Origin of the sequence: Tenacibaculum sp. (assembly GCF_050290165.1) — a bacterium.
GTDB lineage: Bacteria > Bacteroidota > Bacteroidia > Flavobacteriales > Flavobacteriaceae > Polaribacter.
Map to the genome: position 1 here is coordinate 558,860 of NZ_JBNKHD010000015.1, position 18,304 is coordinate 577,163.

Below are 18,304 nucleotides of genomic sequence, written 5' to 3' on the forward strand. Positions count from 1 at the left end.
ATTGATTTTACCTTGTAAAAAACAACATTAACTTTTAATTTAATTCATGCCATAAGCTTAAAGGCGTAAGATATATGAAGAAAAAGGCACTTACTTTACTAGCTCTTATTTTTATACAACTATTACAAGCTCAACAAGTAGATCCGTTGTTGGCAAAAGACCCCATAAAACAAAATGTTTGGGTAGATAGTATCATGAAAAGAATGTCTATTGATGAAAAAATAGGACAATTATTCATGGTACAAGCGTATTCAAATAAAGATAAAACCCATGAAGATTTTATTTCTAACCTGATAACAAAGTATCATGTTGGTAATCTTATTTTTATGCAAGGGACTCCTGAGAAACAAGTTGTATTGAATAATAAATATCAAGAGTTAGCAAAAGTTCCTTTATTAGTTGGATTTGATGGAGAATGGGGCTTAGATATGCGATTGAAAAATACATATCGTTTCCCTTGGAACATGACTTTAGGGGCGATTAAAGACACAGTATTATTAAAAGAAGTAGGTAAAAGAATAGGAGAGCATTGTAAACGAGTTGGAATTCACATGAATTTTGCTCCCGTAGTGGATGTAAATACCAATCCTAATAATCCAATAATTGGAAATCGTTCTTTTGGCGAAAGCAAAGAAAATGTAACACAAAAAGCACAGGCTTTTATTAAAGGTATGCAAGGAGTAGGTGTATTGGCTAATGCAAAACACTTTCCTGGGCATGGAGATACTGAAACTGATTCGCATCAAACCTTACCAGTAATCAATTTTAATGAGCAACGATTAGACTCAATTGAATTGTATCCGTATAAAAAGCTATTTAAAGGAGGAGTGGCTAGTGTGATGACAGCACATTTAAGCATTCCTGCTTTAGAAACAAATCCAAAATTACCTTCATCATTATCAAAAAATGTTGTGACAAATTTGTTGCAACATAAATTAGGTTTTGAAGGATTGGTAATAACAGATGGATTAAATATGAAAGGAGCTGCGAATTATTCAACTTCAGCAGAAATTGATTTAGCAGCTATCATGGCAGGAAATGATTTATTGTTGATACCTCAAGATATACCTGGTTCTGTAAAATTGATTAAAAAAGCAATACAAGACGGAAAATTAACCGAAGAGCGTTTAAATCGTTCAGTAAAAAAGATATTGAAGGCGAAGTACTTGGTAGGTTTAAATAAGTATAAACCTATTGTGACTGAACATCTTTCAAAAGATTTAAACTCACCTTATGATGAGGTATTGTATCGAAAGTTGATTAAAAATTCTATTACGGTATTAAAAGATAATGAAGGTATTCTTCCCATTAAAAACCTTCAAGATAAAAAGGTAGCCTATGTTTCTTTAGGAGATGATGATGGAACAGAGTTTTACCAAATGCTTAAAAATTATACAAAGGTTGATAAAATATCAGAAAAGCATTTGAATGTTTTATTGCAAAAACTAGAAAAATATAATTTAGTAATTGTAGGCTTTCATAAATCGAATAAGAATCCATGGAAGAGCTATAAGTTCTCAAATAAAGACTTAGTTTGGTTACAAGAAATAGCTAGAAATAATAAGATAGTTTTAGATGCTTTTGCTAGTCCATACAGTTTGTTACAGGTACCATCGTTTAATAATATAGAAGGAGTTATAGTATCTTATCAAAATAGTAAGTTATCTCAAGAACTTTCTGCACAAGCACTTTTTGGAGCATTTGAATTGAAAGGAAAATTACCGGTGTCAATAAAAAATGAGTTTAAGGTAGGTGATGGATTAAATGTAGAAGGTTTAGATGTATTACAGTATACCATTCCTGAAGAAGCAGGAGTATCTTCAGAAAAATTGTCAATCATTGATAAACGTATAGATACTATTTTAAGTGAAAAAATGTCACCAGGAGGTCAAATCTTAGTAGCTAGAAACGGTAAAGTTATTTATAACAAAAGTTTCGGATATCACACGTTGTTAAAAAATAGAGCTGTTAAAAATTCAGATGTGTATGATTTAGCTTCACTGACTAAAATTTTAGCATCGTTACCAATGATAATGAAAGCAGAAGAAGAGAAAAAAATTAGTTTATTTTCTAGCTTAGGTGATGTGTTACCTCGTTATAAAGACTCTAATAAAGACACCTTATTATTAAAAGAAATACTATCTCATTACGGACGTCTTCGTTCTTGGATACCTTTTTATTTAGATACTAAAGATGAAAAAACAGGGGAGAATTCTTCAAAATATTATAGAAAAAAACGTACTCCGCGTTTTAATATTAAAGTAGCTCAAAACCTGTATTTAGCAAAGGATTATAGAGATTCCATTTATAAGCATATCGTAGATTCAGAACTACGAAAAAGAGCAGGGTATAAGTATAGTGATTTAGGGTATTACATATTTAAAGAAATTTTAGAGAGAAAGTACAAAAGACCCTTAAATAAGTTGGTTGATGAACGGTTTTATCAATCATTAGGAGCAGATAGAATGACTTATTTGCCATTAAATAAATTTGATAAAAGTGAAATTGTTCCAACTGAGAAAGATGATTATTATAGACATCAATTAGTGCACGGTTATGTGCATGATATGGGAGCAGCTATGTTAGGTGGAGTAGGTGGTCATGCAGGATTGTTTGCAAACGCTAACGATGTAGCAAAAATAATGCAGATGTTTTTACAAGACGGTTCTTACGGAGGTAAGAGATATCTTGAACCTGAAACGATACATAAGTTTAACAAACGTTACTATGAAAACAAAAAGGTTAGAAGAGGTCTAGGTTTTGATAAGCCGCAATTAAATCCAGATATAAAAGCAACTTGTGGTTGTGTTTCTAATGAAAGCTTTGGACATAGTGGTTTTACAGGTACTTATACATGGGCAGATCCTGCTACAGGTATTGTTTATGTGTTTTTATCTAATAGAATATATCCTACGATGAAAAATTACGGTTTAGTTAAAAGTAATATCCGTACCAAAATTCAACAAGACATTCAAGATGCTATTTTGATGGCGGAGTAGGAGATAATTTTACATAAAGAAACACTAGCAGAAAAGAACTTATAAAGTAAATGAACGCTATTTGCCAATTAAAAAGTAGATAGATAACCCAGCTTTGAATACCATAAAAGATAGGGAATGAAAAAGCATTTATACTTAAGCGAAAAGTATCAATAAATTCAAATTCATCAACTTTATTACTAATCATTTTCCAGATAGAAAAAGGCACAATACTATTTAAAATAATTAGACATAATAATGGAAAAGCGTAGTTTTTACTGCGCTTTTTCTTTTCAGGATAATTCTTCTTTTTAATTATTGAATTAACAGTGTTAACTTGAGTAAAATCAACTTGAGCACTATTTAAACTTGATAAAACAGCATTGTAATTTTCATCATGTTTTATGTGTACACTTAGTTTTTTTAACTGACTATAAACTTGATCCTTGATGATTTTAGCAGATTGATTGAAGTTTTCCTTATCATAAAAATTATTAGCCAAAATTGGAGTTCCAAAATTGATGGCAGACTTGGAAGGGAAGTTTGAAGCGTTTTGATATGTAATGCCAACAGGAACAATATGAATTTGAGTATTAGGGGAATTATCTAACGTTTTAAAAATAATTCGTGTAAACCCTTTACTTAAAGGTCTAATGGTTCTATTTTTATTATGACTTCCTTCAGGGAAAATTAATAGCGCTTTGTTATCTTTTAATAAAGTTTCACATTTATTAAAGATAGCTTCGTTTTTATTTAATTGTTTAATTCCGTCTTTAATTCGATAAATAGGCATCATTCCTAATAAATCGAAAAAACTGGCCACAAGAGGATTGTTAAAAATAGCTGCTTGTACTAAGAAGCTTGTTCTTCTTTTTGTATGTGTGGCTATTAATAAAGGGTCAAGCAAACCATTAGGGTGGTTAGAAGCAAAGACAATTGCTCCCTCCTTAGGTATATTTTTATTGCCTATAACAGTTATTTTTTTATAGTAAAAAAATAAACCTACTCTAACATAAAATTTAAAAAAGTAATATATAAATGTTTTCATCTATTGTTTTTTCTTCCCCAATAGGTAGCGAGTGCCATTCCAGAAAAAATATCCCAAACACCCCAAAAAGCAGCTAATAAAGCCATACCACCTAAGCCGTCAAAGAAACTAAAAATTAATAATAAACCTAATCCACTATTTTGAATACCTGTTTCAAAGGTAACTGTTTTACAGTCTTTTTTATTTAACTTAAATAATTTCGCAGTAATATAACCTATTACAAAGGCATAAATATTATGAAAAATAACTAAGAAAAGCACATGATGTATATGAATCTTAAAAATATCTACATTGTCATACAAGGCTATCACAATTAATAAAAGAAAGAAGAAAATTGAGAAAGGGCGTAATATTTTGTTTATTTTTTTTGCCATTTCATGATGAAAGTGATTAACCAACATCCCTAAAACAATTGGAATTCCTAAAATGAGTAATACTAATTTAAATAACTCAAAAGGATTTAATGAAACATCTTTCAAAATCAGATTTGTAGGTTCATACAAACTAGCCCACAATTCCAAGTTTAAAGGAGTCATTATTAAACATATAATGGTTGCAAAAGCAGTTAAACTTACAGATAAAGCGGCATTACCATTGGCCATTTTACTGTAAAAATTGGAAACATTTCCACCTGGACATGCAGCAATAAGAATCATACCTAATGCAAAGCTTGGATAAGGATTTAGTATATATACAAGAACAAATGTTAATAGAGGTAATAAAATAAACTGAGACAATAAACCTACAAACAAAATTTTAGGATTATTGATTAACCTTTTAAAATCGTCAATTTTAATATCCAAAGCAATCCCAAACATGATTATAGCCAAAGCTATATTTAACATCCATAAGGCTTCAGTATCAAAATTTATTTTAATATCATCTATTTGTGGATAATTAATGCTTAAAGGCATATTCTATAATGTTTGTTCCCATTTTTAACGCCTTTTCCCTAACATCTTGGGGGTCATTATGTACCTCTGGAGATTCCCATCCATCACTTAAATCACTTTCGTAATCGTAAAAAACAATAAGTCTACCATTGTGAAAGAGACCATAGCCTTTAGGAGGCTTTCCATCATGTTCATGGATTTTAGGGAGTCCATTAGGAAACAAAAAAGTTTGTTGGTAGATAGGATGATTTTTTGGAATCTCTTGTAGTTCTACTTCAGGAAAAACTTTTTTTAATTCTTTACGAATATATTGATCCAGACCATAGTTGTCTGAAACATGTAAAAACCCTCCTGAAGTTAAGTAATCTCTCAAAATTTTGATTTCACTTTCTGTAAAAAAAATATTTCCATGCCCAGTAATAAAAGTTATGGGATAATTAAAAATAGCTTCATCATCCAATTTTACTGTTTGTATGTTTTTATCTATTTGAGTTTTTGCGTTAGTATTTGAAAAGTCTATCAAATTGGGTAAAGCGGTTGGGTTAGCATACCAATCACCACCACCTTTGTACTGTATAATTGCAATTTGTTGAGAAAAAAGATTAGAAAAGTTTGATAAAAAGAGTAAGACTAAAATAATTCTCATTTGTTTTTTTGTAATGATATGATTAAGAAGCAATATAGTAAAAAGAGAAACAAAAACACCAACAATAAAATTGTTGGTGTTTTCTTTTCCCCTTAAATGTAAATTGTACATTACATTGAAAATTTCTTGTTTTTCAATTAATTGTAAATTTATGTAGTGAATATAATTTAAGTAAACTAATCAGCAGTCCTAAATCGTCCAATCTGGACGTTTTGGGATAAATTTTTGTAAAAAAGTTTGTTACCTGTTGAAAGAGAAAAGTAATTTTTAATAAAAAACACCAATAAATACTTATTGGTGTTTTTAGCTTTATAGCTTTCTCTTTTTCGTATTGAGAGCAGTTCTCAATAAATTCTTAGAAATGTTTAAATAAATCGAAAACCCCTTCAACTATTTTCAATTATGTTTAATTTCTAATTTTCACTAGGTAAAAATAATGTATTATAATGAGAATGAAGTTTTAAAACATCCAATCTGGATGTTTTCGAACTCTTTTTTTATAAAAAGTAATATTTTAGTTAACGGCTAGCGATACATTTTTAAATTCAAAAGGAGTATATCCTGTATGTTTTTTAAATGCTGTGTAAAATGTTGATTTTGAATTGAAACCAGATTCTAGCCCAATTGATGTTATGGTATAATTGGCATAATTAGAGTCTAGTAATAATACCTTAGCTTGTTCAATTCTCATCTCATTTAAGTAATCAGTAAATGATTTTTTGGCAACATTGTTTATAATTAAAGAAAGAGTACTAGAGCTCAATTCAGTATCTGAAGATAAGTGTTGAAGAGTATATTTTGGGAGCAAAAATTTTTTCTTAGCTCTAATAAAGCTGTCAATTTCATTAAATTGTTCTTTTTGCCTCTCTGTTAGGTTTTCAGAAAATTGTTCTTCAGAGCTTAGTTTAATGGTATCTACACTAAAGTCACCATTTAAATCAATCAATAAAGATTTCCTGATATTTTTTCGTTCTTTTAATACTCTAATTTGTTTAAGCCCTTGGTATCCTAACCAATAAATAAGTACAGTAGTATATATTCTCAAGGGATAGTAAGAAAAGATGAATCCTGTAAAATTCATGCTAATTTTAATAATTAAAGCTAAGATCCAAAGAACATATCCTACAGTTGTTAGCATAAAGAAAGTATAAATCCATTTTAAATTGTCATATGACAGTATTTTAGGAAATAGTTTTTCTTTTTTGTATAATATGTAAAATGAGTAAGCAAAAATGCTTAGTGAAGTGACTAAGCTAAAAATTTCTTCAAAAGAAGTATATCTTTCATATGTATAAGCAAGATTTTCATTTGAAACTGTATCGCTATAATATATAACAAAGCTAATTTGACTTACTATCAATAGAAGAAATACAGGGATAATGACTTTTAGAATTTTATATGATTTTTTAGCAAGATTTAAATAATGAATTAAGAACATATACAAAAAGGGCATTGCTAGAAAGTGCCAGGGTATTTGTATATAATCTAAAGCAAATTTATACTGAAGTAATTCGTTTTCTAATGCCCAAGACTGAATATTGTTCAATGAAATTGCTAAAATCAATAAGTTGAGATACAACATACTTTTTTCTCTTCCATTTTTAGAACAAAAAAGAATAATGCTAAAAGCAAATCCATGGAGAGCACTAACTAATAAAAAAAGATTAAAAAGATCAGCAGTAGTCAAAATTTATCATATTATTTAATGATAAATATACAAAAAATGAATTACTGATGTAGGAAGTCAATACTTTGTACTACGTTTAATCCAGCTGTTTCTGTTCTTAATCTATTTAAACCTAGTGATATAGGAGTGAAATTTTTATTCAGTGATTGTCGAATTTCGTTACTTGAAAAGTCTCCCTCAGGCCCTATAAGAATTGTATATGATGTGTTAGGAGTAGCAATATTTTTTAAAAATTTCTTCTCGATATTTTCTTCACAATGTGCAATAAAAGTTTCATTTGAGAAATCTTGAGAAATAAAGTCAGAAAATTTTACAGCCTCATTAAGTTTAGGAAGCGTACATTGTAAAGACTGCTTCATAGCAGATTGCACAATTCTTGATAATCGATCTATTTTAACAATTTTTCTTTCAGAATTTTCACAAATTATAGGGGTGATTTCATCAATACCAATTTCAGTAGCCTTTTCTAAAAACCACTCGAAACGATCGTTATTTTTAGTAGGAGCAATAGCTACATGCAGATAATAATTTCTAGTACGTGATTTTTCTTCAAACTTGATGATGCGAGCTAGACATTTTTTGTCATTTCCTATGATAATTTCAGCAAAAAAAAGCAGTCCATATCCATTGGTAATATGTAATATATCACCTTCTTTTTTTCGTAACACACGAATTATGTGACGGCTTTCATCTTTATCGAAAGTAATTTCTTTTGAAGTAGCTTTTAAATCAGGATTGTAAAATAATTGCATTATAAATCAAGTTTATAGGTTCTTCTTCGTTTGTGAATTTTAGGATTAAATTCTTTCCAAATTTGATGAATTGCATGGTTATCTTCCAATTCGGGAGTTCTGATACAGTTTTTTATGCCTTTTGAAGAGAAAATAGGATAAAATTGATCAAAAATAACAGCTGTAACACCTTTGTTTTGATACTCAGGATGTACGCCAATTAAGTAAAAGGTTACATCTTTTGAGTTTTTCCTAGCACTTAACAAATGAAAAATTCCAAAAGGTAAAAGTTTACCATTAGCTTTTTGTAGTGCCGTTGAAAATGAAGGCATAACAATAGCAAAGGCCACAAGTTTATCGTCTTTATCCACCACGAATTTTATGTATTCAGGGTTGATAAAGCTTATGTATTTCTTTTTAAAATAGGTTATTTGTGCTTCAGAAATAGGAACATAAGTTGATAGTTTTGAATATGTTTTACTAAACAAATCAAACATCTCATCAACATAAGGCATTATTTTATTAGTAGAGGTAAAGTTTAAAGGTTTTAACTGGTACCTTCTTTGGATTAAAGCACTTGCCTTTTGATATTTTTTAATGTCAACATCGTTAAAAGAAAACTTACTTTCTATGTATTCTTTCTCCTTTTTAAAGCCTAATTGTTCTAGATGTTTTGAATAGTATGGATGATTGTACCAGGTAATCATAGTTCCTATATGATCAAATCCATCAATAAGAACACCTGTTTTATCTAAATTATTAAAGCCAACAGGTCCTTCAATATACTCTAAGTTATTTTCTTTGCCTATTTCAGCAACCTTGTTTAATAGAGCTTTAGAAACTTCTATGTCATCAATCACATCAAACCAACCGAAACGCATTTTTTTGATGTTTTGCTTTTCAGTTTCATAAGTGTTAATAATTGCTATAACTCTACCTACAATTTCATTGTTTTTAAGAGCTATAAAAAAACGAGCTTTGGCATGCTCAAAAACAGGGTTTTTGTCTTTATCAAAACTTTCAACCTCATCAATTATGATTGGAGGAACCCAATACTTATTATTTTTATAAAGAGAAAAAGGAAACTTAACAAACTGTTTCATTTCCTTTTTGGTAGTTATTTCTTTAATTTGAATCATATAACAAATGTAAGACTTTTAATTGTCCTCTTTTTCTTGATCTTCTTGTTGTTCTTTTTGATCTTCTTTTTTTATTTCCTCTTCTAGTTTCTTAATTTCTTTTTCGAGCTTTAAACGTTCTTTTTCTTTACGTTTAGCCTCTTCCTCTTCTGCCTTTTTCATTTCCTTTTCAAGCTTTAAACGTTCTTTTTCTTTACGTTTGGCTTCTTTTTCAGCCTCTCTTTGTGCTTTTTTAGCAGCCTTTCTTTCTTCTTTAGCAGTTTTTTTCTTTTGTTTTTTATCTTCTTTAGCTATTACATCTACCAATGATTCTTGACGTTCTCTTCTTGGTTTTTCATTCAATAAACCATCATCATTATTGTTTGGAGATATATCTAAATCAACTTTTTTCTCTCGTTTTTTAGAGAATAGTTTTCCTACTTTGCTAAACATGCGACCAAAGAAACTTCTGTCTTCATCATATTTAACTTGCTTTTCATTTTCAATTTTGTTTCCAAATTCATCAATCTCAACAAATTCATCTTGATGTCTGTTAATTCTATATGAAACTCCTATTGCTGAATAAAAACCAACTTCATCTTGTTGCAGGTTAGCTCTAAGAGAAGCATTGAATTGTAAATTTTCACTGAATAAATATGCAGCTCCAGCTCCTATACTTGTTTTCTTTTCATATTCTTCAAAAATACCTTGCATTTCAGCAAAACCAGACCAGTAGTCATCAAAATTATAGGTGCCTGTTATGATGTATGAAAATTGAGAAAAATCTGTGCCAATATAATCGTAATGAACGTTAGTAATAACATTCAATTTGTCAGAAAACTCATTTTGTAATAAAAGCCCTATTTTAGGACTAAAACCACCTCTTTCATGGAAATCGGTTAAAAAGTTTCCAATGTTTAAACCTGCTGAAATACCAATATGAGGAATCCACCTTTTCCAGTCGAAGGAATGGCGTTCTTTCCAGCTTCTAATTTCTTTACTTTTATCATCATATTTAGGTGAGTAAATTAAGTATTTAGCACCTAAACTAAATTGACTTAATCCAGTTTTATTATAAGATGATTCAAATATATTTTTAAAAGCTATTTTGTCTCTTTGTAAAGAAGTGTTTAAATTGAACTCTAGCTTTTCGGTGATAAAACTAGTTCTGAAAAATAAGTTCAACCCTAAAGCTTCAGGATTACTAAATGTTGGAGTAGCATTAATTTTTCGATAAAATATACTTGATTCAAATTGATATACACCTGAGCCAACACTGTAAGGACTTTCAGAAAAACCTGGTCGATTTGAATTTATAACAGGGGTATACTGTGCATTTGAAGTTAAAATAGCGCTAAAAACAAAAAACAAAAAGAGTTTCTTAATCATATAATAAGTCCAGTTTTTCAGGTTTTACAAACATACATAAAAATACGATTACCTATATAACATAAGTTTTGTAAACTCTTAACGCTACCTTTGGCTTCAAATTGTTATTTTTGGTTGATTTTTTTATTTTAAGAAAAAGATGACTTACATAAATGAAGCTGGGCCTGTGAATTTTTTAAAGACCATATTAATTATTTTTTTAGTTTACTACGCTATTAAATTCTTTGCTAAACTTTTTGGACCTTATTTAATAAAAAAAGCAGTGGATAAAGTGCAGAAAAAAGCAGAGCAGCAATATAGAAATCAACAGCAAGATTCAACTGTTGAAGTAGGGAAAACGGTTATAGATAAAAAACCAAATAATACTAAAGAAAGTAATAATTCGGTTGGCGAGTACGTTGACTATGAAGAAATAGACTAACATGAACTTAAAGAAAATTTTACCGTTTGCAATTGCATTTATTGTTTTTGTAATAGCTTCAGTATTGTATTTTAATCCAGTTTTAAGCGGAAAACAAATAAAACAAAGCGACATTACTCAGTTTATAGGAATGTCTAAAAATGTAAAAGAATATAGAGCAGAAAAGGGAGAAGAACCTTACTGGCTAGATAATGCCTTTGGAGGAATGCCAACTTACCAAGCTGGTGCATATTACCCAAATGATTATGTTCGTTATCTTGATAAAGTTATTCGTTTTTTGCCAAGACCTGCTGATTATCTGTTCTTATATTTCTTAGGTTTTTTTATATTGTTAACAGCACTAAAAATAGACTGGAGACTAGCAATATTAGGAAGTTTATCCTTTGGTTTTTCTACTTATTTGATTATTATTTTTGGCGCGGGTCACAACGCGAAAGCTCATGCTATAGGGTATATGCCGATGGTTATAGCGGGCTTTATTTATGTCTTCAGGAAAAAATATTTACTAGGTTTTGCACTTACGGCTATAGCTATGGCTTTAGAAATATTTTCTAATCATGTGCAAATGACTTATTATTTAGGGTTTTGTTTATTTATCTTAGGTATTGTTGAATTTATTTATGCTTATAAAAGTAAAGAGTTGTTGTTGTATGCTAAACAGATAACAGTCATATTAGCAGCTTGTCTTATTGGTATTAGTGTAAATGCAACTCGGTTGTTAGCTACAAAGGAGTATGCAGCTCATAGTACAAGAGGAAAATCAGAATTAACAATTAATCCAGATGGGACACCAAAAGAGAATTCATCTGGTTTAGATAAAGACTATATTACTGAATACAGTTATGGAATAGCTGAGACTTTTAATTTGATTATTCCCCGTTTCAATGGGGGAGGAACGGTAGAAAAATTAGGAGAAGATTCTAATTTTTATCAAGTTTTAGAGCAAAATGCTGGAAAGCAAGTAGCAAAAGAGTACTCTAGTCAGACCTTAACGTACTGGGGGAAACAACCCATTGTAGAAGCTCCTGCTTACATAGGCGTGATAGTTTTCTTTTTGTTCTTTTTAGGAGTTTTCTTAGTAAAAGGAAGGCTGAAGTATTGGTTGGTTTCAGCTACTATTTTTTCAATAGTACTAAGTTGGGGAAAGAATTTCCCTGTAATTACCAATTTTTTTATTGATTATGTTCCTTTATATAATAAGTTTAGAGCGGTTTCTTCAATTCAGGTCATAGCTGAATTGTGTGTGCCGTTGCTAGGGATTTTAGCATTAAAAGAATTTTTCTATTCAGAGAATTCTTCCGAAGAAAAGGAGGATGCTATAAAAAAAGCTTTTTATATCGTAGGAGGAATCTCATTATTGTTTTTGCTGTTCGGGTCGAGCTTATTTGCTTTTGAAGGATTAAGGGATGGTCAATATCAACAACTTCCAGAGTTAATAGACGCATTGATTAGCGATAGAAAAACAATGCTGTTTAATGATAGTTTACGTTCTCTTTTACTTGTTTTAGGAGTGGGAGGTTTACTATGGTTCTATTTAAAGGGAAAATTACAAAGGGTTCCCGTTTTGATTGCTTTAGCTGTATTAATTGTATTCGATTTAGTATCAATAGATACTAAGTATGTAAATAAAGAAGATTTTACTTCAGCAAGAAAAGTACAAAAGCCATTTGTAGAAAGTAAAGCAGATACAGAAATTTTAAAAGATAAAAGTTATTATCGAGTAGCAAACTTTAGTGTGAGTCCGCTACAGGATGGAAGAACTTCATATTTCCACAATTCAATTGGAGGGTATCATGCAGCGAAGATGAAACGTTATCAAGAATTATTCGATTACCAGATTGCTAAAAACAATATGGAGGTGTTGAATATGTTAAACACTAAGTATTTTATAATTGGTGATGAACAAGTTCAAAAAAATACAGAAGCTAATGGTAGTGCGTGGTTTGTGAATTCACTGAAGGAGGTGAAATCTGCAAACGAAGAAATGAAAGCTTTAGATAGTTTAAAAACAAAGGAAGAGGCAGTAATTAATACCAAAGAATTCCAGTTCAACGGTTCTAATAAATTTCAAAAAGATTCAACAGCTACCATAAACATAGTTAAACAGGATCTTACGACATTAGTTTACGAAACGAGAGCAAAAGCTGAACAGTTCGCTGTATTTTCTGAAATTTACTATAAAGATGGATGGAATGCATATATTGATGGTGAAAGTGTTCCTTATTATAGAGTGAATTACTTATTAAGAGGGCTTAAAGTTCCTAAGGGAGAACATACAGTAACTTTTAAGTTTGAACCAACAGTTATTAAAACAGGAAGTTTATTGTCTGTTGTTTTCTACGTTTTGTTTCTCTTAATAGTAGGTGCATGGTTTATTTTAACAGGTAAAACGAAAAAAGGACAAGATTAGCTTAATTGTTGTCAAAATCCTTTAAAAAAGCAGAAGGGGTTACACCAACATGTTTTTTAAAAGCTCTAGTAAAAGCCGAGGCGTTAGTGTAGCCTATTTCTTCAGCTATTGCTTGTATTGAATATTTTCTAAAAACTTTGTCAGTCTTTAGCTTTTCTACTACAAAGTTAATTTTAAGTTTGGTAGAATATTGCTTAAAAGATTCGTCATGATATTTGTTAAATACAAAAGAAATATAAGTAGTATTTGTATTTAATTTATCAGCAATGTAGTTTGTTGAAAAATCAGGTCTTAAAAAGTCTAAGTTTTTAGATGTATTTTTAAACTCGTTAAGAATCTTATCTTCTAAAACTTTATCAATATTGTATGCTTTTTTTTCAATTTCAACAGGTTTGTTTTCATGTATTTTAAGAAGGAGCTCTTTTTTCTTTTTTTTCTCCCCATTTAACAAATAAAATGTCAGAATAACTAAGGTTAATAATAAAGCTGTAAAAGCAATAATAAGCTTAGATTGTTTTTCTGTTTCTTTCTCCTTAATAGTATTGTTAAGTTGTTGGGCTTTATTGTAGTTGTTATTGTAGAATAAATTGAAAGTTTTATCCTTATTATTTCTAACCAAATTGTATCCATCTAAAGTGAGTCTAGAGTATTTAAGAGCACTATCCAATTTGTGTAAATGGTTATATTGATTTGAAAGTATATCGTATATAGTAATTAACTTACTAGGTTCACATTTTTTAGAGTCTTTTAAAAGTTTATTTGAATAATAAATAGCAGAATCCGAATTGTTTAAGTTGTTGTAACATATTGCTTTTTGAAAATACTCTCTATGAAAATAGGGGTAGCCATTGCTTATATGTTTATAGTTGTTAATTAGCTCAATAGCTTTTTTGTGTTGTTTTTTAGCCATTAAAACCTCTGTTTTCTTAAAATTATATAGAATTTCAGAGTCTTTATGTAGAGGATTAAAGAACTTAGTTACTTCAAAAGCTTTATCATAGAAATATGATGCAGAGTCTATAAATATAGGATTTTGTTCCTTATCACTCAGTGTCATATAAATATTGCCTAAAGTATTAATGATATGAGCTCTCTGAAGATATACATGGTTGTTGTCATTGTACTCTTTTAATGGAATAAATTTTAAATTTTTATAAATATTAAGTAGAATATCTTTAGCTGAACGTTCCATTTTTAAGGACATTTTAATAATAGCTTTAGAATTTTCGACTGTAATTTTATTGTAATGAAATTTAGGGTCTTTAACAACCCTCATTTCATTTGTTTTCTCCATCAATGTTAAATACAGGTAGGCTTTGTTATAGTCCTCTTGATTTTTTTTTATCCAAAAAAGCCTATTATAAGCAGATATTTTAGCATCTAACAAACAGTTTAATTTCTCTTTTTCAATTAAAGGAGTAACTCTATTTATTACATCAATAGCAATTTCTTCTGCTTTATCATACTTTCTTGCTCTATAAAAAGCATAGGATATACTTGTTGATGCTTTTAATTTTTTACATATATCGTTTGAGTTTTTTAGTTTATTACAGTAGTATATAGTACTATCACTATTTATATCTCTGAAATAATGAATCTTACTTATATGAATAGAATCTAAATATTTTGTTTGTGATACGATCTTTTTTGAAAAAGCTAAAACGATGAATATGGTAATTAAAAGTCTGTTCATTATAATGTGAAATCAGTATCAAGCCTTTTGATAAATGGGCGAAAAGAAAATCAAATATAGTGTTTTTGATTGTGCTTTTTATAAAATATAGACTATAGTGTTTGGTTTGTATTTAAAGCTGCAATATGTTTGTTTTATCTAAAGATAGTGCAAGCAAGCACGGGTTGCTATGGAAAATCGAAAAAGGGGGAAAAGCGAAGAATTTGTTCTTCGCTTTTTTACTTTATAGATGTCAAAAATGTACTCACATTCAGTTGCTCAGAATAATAAAATAATGATACATTTGTTATCTTTAAAATAAACTTCATGTATTCTAAATTACCAAAAAAGAGATATAAGCACACACTTGAATTTTTACAAAAACATCTCCCAGCACCTGCGACTATATTAGATTTGGGGGTTCGCAATCCATTTTCACAAATAATGGAAGAAAATGGCTACACAGTTTATAATACAGAAGGAGAAGATTTAGATTTACTACCTCATATAGTTAAAGAATATAAAGTCGATGCGATAACAGCTTTTGAAATTTTTGAACACTTAATAGCTCCTTTTAACGTTTTAAGAGAAATAGAAACCTCTAAAATAATAACAACAGTTCCTTTAAAACTTTGGTTTTCCAATGCATACAGAAGTAAAACTGATATGTGGGATAGGCATTATCATGAGTTTGAAGATTGGCAATATGATTGGTTGTTGGAAAAATCTGGATGGAATATTGTTGATACAGAAAAATGGACTAGTCCAGTAAATAAAATAGGATTGAGACCAATTTTAAGAAATTATGTGCCGAGGTATTATGCAGTATACGCTGAAAAAAAGAGTTAGATATGAGAATAGGAATGATTTTGGACGATACATTTCCTCCTGATCCAAGAGTTGAAAATGAGGCAATAGAGTTGATAAAGGATGGTCATGAAGTCTTTTTATTTTGTTTAACTTATGGAAATGAAAAAAAAGAGGAAATTGTAAATAATATTCATGTAAAAAGATACAATACAAATATTTTTGAATACAAAATGTCAGCTTTAGTGTATACAATACCTGTTTACACTTATTTAATGAGTCAAAAAATAAAAAACTTCATAGAGCAGCATAAAATAGAAAGTATTCATATTCATGATATGAGAATTGCAGAAGCTGCATTTCGCGCAAACAGAAGTAATTTACCTGTAGTTTTAGATCTACATGAGAATAGACCCGAGATAATGCGTTTCTATCCTCATATGCAAAAGATGAGAGGGAAGTTATTGGTATCAATAAAAAAATGGATTAAGAAAGAAGAAGAGTTTATACGAAAAGCAACAAAAGTTGTAGTCGTTACTAATGAAGCCAAAGAAGAAATTGTTGCTAGAGTGGGTGTGGAACCTGATAAAATAGTAGTGGTTCCTAATACCGTTAGAACATCTTTTTTTGAGAAGAACAGTTTGTTTGATATACCTTACAAGAAAAAAGAAGAAGAGTTTATGATGCTTTACTTGGGAGATACAGGATTTAGGAGAGGTATTGAAACGGTATTGGAAAGTATGGTAGAGTTAAAAAAGAATCTAAAAAACGTAACATTTGTAGTTGTGGGTAAGGCATCTCCAGAATTAGAGAAAAAGGTTGCTGATTTAGGGTTGATTAATGAGGTAAAACTAATGGGCTGGCAAAACGATACAACATTTCCTAATTGGATTAAAAATTCAGATGTGTGTTTGTCTCCTTTACATAGAAATATTCATCATGATACGACTTATGCAAATAAAATTTTTCAATACATGAGTATGGGAAAACCTGTATTGGTAAGTGATGCAAAGGCTCAGAAAGAAGTTGTAGAGAGAGAGCAAGCAGGGTTAGTGCATAAGGCTCAAGATGTAATTGATTTTACTGAAAAAATAATAACTTTGTATGAAGACAAACAACTGAGGGAAAAGATGGGACAATGTGGGAAAGAGTTTGTAAAAAGAGAATTTACTTGGGATAAAACTTCAAAGGACTTAAAAGAATTATATAATAAATTAGCTTGAAAGTATTAATTGTTACTTATTACTGGCCGCCTGCTGGTGGACCTGGGGTGCAACGTTGGTTAAAGTTTGTAAAATATTTACGTGACTTTAATGTAGAACCTGTAGTTTTTACAGCTGAAAATCCTAGCTATCCTGTTACGGATGATTCTCTCGCAAATGAAGTGCCCGAAGGAATTGAGGTAATAAAATGCCCTATATTTGAACCTAATGAGATTATATCAAAAGTAAAAAAAAGTGACACACAAAAAAGTTTAGGTTTTTTAAACCCCAATCCAACTTTTTTCGATAAAGTTTTAATGTATATAAGGGCTAACTATTTTATTCCAGATGCTCGTAAATTTTGGATACGCCCCTCAGTTAAGAAATTAAAAAAGTATCTTTCAGAAAATAAAATAGATGTTTTAATAACAACAGGGCCACCATATAGTGTTCATTTAATAGGACTAGAATTACAAAAGCAATTAAAGTTAAAATGGATAGCTGATTTCAGAGATCCGTGGACTAGTGTAGATTATTTTCATTTGTTGCCACTAACAAAAAGATCATTAAAAAAGCATTATAAATTAGAGGAAGAAGTGGTTACGTCTGCTGATGGGGTTTTAATGGTTAGTAATCACGCAAAAAAGAAGTATCAGAATAAAGCTAAAGTCATAGATGTTATAACTAATGGTTTTGATGTCGAAGAGAGTTCTAGTACAGATAAGGTTGTAGTTGATAGTAAATTTACTCTTACCTATATTGGTATGATGAATTCTGAAAGAAACCCCAAAAAATTATGGGAAGCGCTATCAGAAATCTCTGAAGAGAATGAAGAGTTTGCTAGTGATTTTGTGTTGAGATTTGTTGGTAAAATTGATGATGTTGTATCTGAACAAATAACGAGAAGTAGTATTAAAAATGTTGAAAAAGTAGGATATGTACCTCACCATATAGCAAAGCAATATCAACAACAATCACAAGTCTTATTAATTGTTGTTAACGATTATCCAAGTGCTAAAGAAATGATTCCAGGAAAAACGTTTGAATATTTACAAGCTAAGCGTCCCATAATAGGTATTGGACCTGAAGATGGCGATTTAGCAGGAATAATTAAAGAAACAGGTTCTGGAGAGGTATTTAGTTATGATAATAAAAAGGAATTAAAAAAATTTATTTTAAGTCTTTATAGTCAATACAAAAAAAATGCTGGTATCTCTAAATTAAATACCAATATAGAAAAATATCACAGAAGAAATTTAACGGAGAAATTAGTGTCTTTTATCAAAGAAATTTCTTAGCGTT

The 18,304-nt window shown here is 29.8% G+C and carries 14 protein-coding genes; 6 read left to right on the plus strand and 8 right to left on the minus strand.

Translation table 11 applies throughout. The annotated features are described in order from the left end of the window. Positions 1-74: 74 nt before the first annotated feature. Complete coding sequence (locus tag ACQY6M_RS13900) at positions 75-2,999, plus strand: glycoside hydrolase family 3 N-terminal domain-containing protein (RefSeq protein WP_428742488.1); 2,925 nt, start codon at positions 75-77, stop codon at positions 2,997-2,999. On the opposite strand, the gene ACQY6M_RS13905 is transcribed toward ACQY6M_RS13900, so the two are convergent. From ACQY6M_RS13905 to ACQY6M_RS13935, 7 genes are all read right to left on the minus strand, one after another. Continuing rightward, entirely contained in the window at positions 2,980-4,026 is a 1,047-nt protein-coding gene (locus ACQY6M_RS13905) for a lysophospholipid acyltransferase family protein (RefSeq protein ID WP_428742489.1), read from the minus strand. The two genes, ACQY6M_RS13900 and ACQY6M_RS13905, sit on opposite strands and share 20 nt — an antisense overlap. After that, positions 4,023-4,940 (minus strand): bile acid:sodium symporter family protein, encoded by a 918-nt coding sequence (locus ACQY6M_RS13910; RefSeq protein ID WP_428742490.1) that lies wholly within the window; start codon positions 4,938-4,940, stop codon positions 4,023-4,025. Before ACQY6M_RS13910 ends, ACQY6M_RS13905 begins: the two co-directional genes overlap by 4 nt. After that, complete coding sequence (locus ACQY6M_RS13915) at positions 4,924-5,565, minus strand: DUF4159 domain-containing protein (protein ID WP_428742491.1); 642 nt, start codon at positions 5,563-5,565, stop codon at positions 4,924-4,926. Before ACQY6M_RS13915 ends, ACQY6M_RS13910 begins: the two co-directional genes overlap by 17 nt. 514 nt (positions 5,566-6,079) lie before the next feature. Next, entirely contained in the window at positions 6,080-7,147 is a 1,068-nt protein-coding gene (locus ACQY6M_RS13920; protein WP_428742492.1) for a helix-turn-helix domain-containing protein, read from the minus strand. A gap of 146 nt (positions 7,148-7,293) precedes the next feature. Then, the gene (locus tag ACQY6M_RS13925) at positions 7,294-8,004 is read right to left on the minus strand and encodes a 16S rRNA (uracil(1498)-N(3))-methyltransferase (protein ID WP_428742493.1); all 711 of its coding nucleotides are present in this window, start codon (positions 8,002-8,004) and stop codon (positions 7,294-7,296) included. Next, positions 8,004-9,122 carry a GTP cyclohydrolase gene (locus ACQY6M_RS13930; RefSeq protein WP_428742494.1) on the minus strand — a complete coding sequence of 373 codons (1,119 nt, stop codon included), beginning with the start codon at positions 9,120-9,122 and terminating at the stop codon, positions 8,004-8,006. Before ACQY6M_RS13930 ends, ACQY6M_RS13925 begins: the two co-directional genes overlap by 1 nt. 18 nt (positions 9,123-9,140) lie before the next feature. Beyond that, positions 9,141-10,490 carry a transporter gene (locus ACQY6M_RS13935; RefSeq protein WP_428742495.1) on the minus strand — a complete coding sequence of 450 codons (1,350 nt, stop codon included), beginning with the start codon at positions 10,488-10,490 and terminating at the stop codon, positions 9,141-9,143. A gap of 139 nt (positions 10,491-10,629) precedes the next feature. On the opposite strand from ACQY6M_RS13935, the gene ACQY6M_RS13940 reads away from it, so the two are divergent. Together ACQY6M_RS13940 and ACQY6M_RS13945 are read left to right on the plus strand one after the other, a co-directional pair. Continuing rightward, entirely contained in the window at positions 10,630-10,911 is a 282-nt protein-coding gene (locus ACQY6M_RS13940; RefSeq protein ID WP_428742496.1) for a DUF4834 domain-containing protein, read from the plus strand. Position 10,912: 1 nt separating this feature from the next. Further along, positions 10,913-13,321 carry a YfhO family protein gene (locus ACQY6M_RS13945; RefSeq protein ID WP_428742497.1) on the plus strand — a complete coding sequence of 803 codons (2,409 nt, stop codon included), beginning with the start codon at positions 10,913-10,915 and terminating at the stop codon, positions 13,319-13,321. Position 13,322: 1 nt separating this feature from the next. Here the strand turns inward: ACQY6M_RS13945 and ACQY6M_RS13950 are convergent, their stop codons facing one another. Next, positions 13,323-15,014, minus strand: coding sequence for a helix-turn-helix domain-containing protein (locus ACQY6M_RS13950; RefSeq protein ID WP_428742498.1), 1,692 nt, complete (start codon positions 15,012-15,014; stop codon positions 13,323-13,325). A gap of 306 nt (positions 15,015-15,320) precedes the next feature. Here ACQY6M_RS13950 and ACQY6M_RS13955 point away from each other — a divergent pair, with 306 nt between their 5' ends. From ACQY6M_RS13955 to ACQY6M_RS13965, 3 genes are read left to right on the plus strand one after another with little or no spacing between them, the layout of a single operon-like run. Next, positions 15,321-15,842 carry a methyltransferase gene (locus ACQY6M_RS13955; RefSeq protein WP_428742499.1) on the plus strand — a complete coding sequence of 174 codons (522 nt, stop codon included), beginning with the start codon at positions 15,321-15,323 and terminating at the stop codon, positions 15,840-15,842. Positions 15,843-15,844: 2 nt separating this feature from the next. Beyond that, complete coding sequence (locus tag ACQY6M_RS13960) at positions 15,845-17,023, plus strand: glycosyltransferase family 4 protein (RefSeq protein ID WP_428742500.1); 1,179 nt, start codon at positions 15,845-15,847, stop codon at positions 17,021-17,023. After that, positions 17,020-18,300 (plus strand): glycosyltransferase family 4 protein, encoded by a 1,281-nt coding sequence (locus tag ACQY6M_RS13965; protein WP_428742501.1) that lies wholly within the window; start codon positions 17,020-17,022, stop codon positions 18,298-18,300. Before ACQY6M_RS13960 ends, ACQY6M_RS13965 begins: the two co-directional genes overlap by 4 nt. Positions 18,301-18,304 lie beyond the last annotated feature (4 nt).

Bases quoted from the DNA above. Each gene is read 5' to 3' on its own strand.
- ACQY6M_RS13900 (WP_428742488.1), top strand. From the start codon at position 75: ATGAAGAAAAAGGCACTTACTTTACTAGCTCTTATTTTTATACAACTA.
- ACQY6M_RS13905 (WP_428742489.1), bottom strand. From the start codon at position 4,026: ATGAAAACATTTATATATTACTTTTTTAAATTTTATGTTAGAGTAGGT.
- ACQY6M_RS13910 (WP_428742490.1), bottom strand. From the start codon at position 4,940: ATGCCTTTAAGCATTAATTATCCACAAATAGATGATATTAAAATAAAT.
- ACQY6M_RS13915 (WP_428742491.1), bottom strand. From the start codon at position 5,565: ATGAGAATTATTTTAGTCTTACTCTTTTTATCAAACTTTTCTAATCTT.
- ACQY6M_RS13920 (WP_428742492.1), bottom strand. From the start codon at position 7,147: ATGTTGTATCTCAACTTATTGATTTTAGCAATTTCATTGAACAATATT.
- ACQY6M_RS13925 (WP_428742493.1), bottom strand. From the start codon at position 8,004: ATGCAATTATTTTACAATCCTGATTTAAAAGCTACTTCAAAAGAAATT.
- ACQY6M_RS13930 (WP_428742494.1), bottom strand. From the start codon at position 9,122: ATGATTCAAATTAAAGAAATAACTACCAAAAAGGAAATGAAACAGTTT.
- ACQY6M_RS13935 (WP_428742495.1), bottom strand. From the start codon at position 10,490: ATGATTAAGAAACTCTTTTTGTTTTTTGTTTTTAGCGCTATTTTAACT.
- ACQY6M_RS13940 (WP_428742496.1), top strand. From the start codon at position 10,630: ATGACTTACATAAATGAAGCTGGGCCTGTGAATTTTTTAAAGACCATA.
- ACQY6M_RS13945 (WP_428742497.1), top strand. From the start codon at position 10,913: ATGAACTTAAAGAAAATTTTACCGTTTGCAATTGCATTTATTGTTTTT.
- ACQY6M_RS13950 (WP_428742498.1), bottom strand. From the start codon at position 15,014: ATGAACAGACTTTTAATTACCATATTCATCGTTTTAGCTTTTTCAAAA.
- ACQY6M_RS13955 (WP_428742499.1), top strand. From the start codon at position 15,321: ATGTATTCTAAATTACCAAAAAAGAGATATAAGCACACACTTGAATTT.
- ACQY6M_RS13960 (WP_428742500.1), top strand. From the start codon at position 15,845: ATGAGAATAGGAATGATTTTGGACGATACATTTCCTCCTGATCCAAGA.